Source organism: Vibrio sp. D173a (assembly GCF_030248475.1).
On record NZ_JAHGAH010001489.1, the window covers coordinates 1 to 690 of the forward strand.

Below are 690 nucleotides of genomic sequence, written 5' to 3' on the forward strand. Positions count from 1 at the left end.
ACGTACTCAGCAGGCAACGGTTGAGATTCAAGACATGATCACTCATCTACAAACCAGCGCTAACTCAGCGGTTGAGCTAATGGAGAAGAGTGTTGTTGAAGCTGCCGAGGGCGTGGATTTGGTCACCAACGCAGGCTCGGAGCTCGATGGTATCGTGAGCCAAGTAAATCAAATTAACGACATGAACTTCCAAATTGCGACAGCGGCTGGTCAACAGAGCAGCGTTGCAGAAGAGATGAGCGTAAACCTAACCAATGTTCGAGAGCTGGTGGAAGCATCCGTCACTGTGGTGAGCGAGCTGCATGAAACCTCGCAAATTATGCAGAATAACGCAGAAGAGTTAGACGGCAAGATCAAGCAGTTCAAGGTATAAGCGACTTTAACTCGGTTTCGCTGACTTAGATCTTCTTCTAACTCGATAAAACGCCCACATTGCTGATGTGGGCGTTTTTTATTGGCGTAAGTTTGATATAAATAGAGACAGTATGCGCTTAGCCAAACAAGGACGAAAAATGCAATTGCCTGCTTCACTTACTCAGCACTCTCAATCGGCTTTAGAAAACCTACTTGAACACCAAGACGAAGCGATTTCGACTTGGTCTCCCCAATATCAAGAACAACTTAAGTATGTATTAGGGCTGAGCTGTTTTATCGGCGACTGCTTACAGCGTGATGGTGAATTAGCCAAGG

General features: G+C 46.1%; 2 protein-coding genes. Both read left to right on the plus strand.

Features of this window, described 5'->3' with window-relative positions; genetic code table 11:
• Positions 1 to 373: methyl-accepting chemotaxis protein (locus KIV40_RS34255; protein ID WP_285353904.1), on the plus strand; the 373-nt coding region annotated here is incomplete at its 5' end.
• Between the two features lie 112 nt (positions 374 to 485).
• The coding region (locus KIV40_RS34260) for a hypothetical protein (RefSeq protein WP_285353905.1) at positions 486 to 690 on the plus strand (205 nt) is incomplete at its 3' end.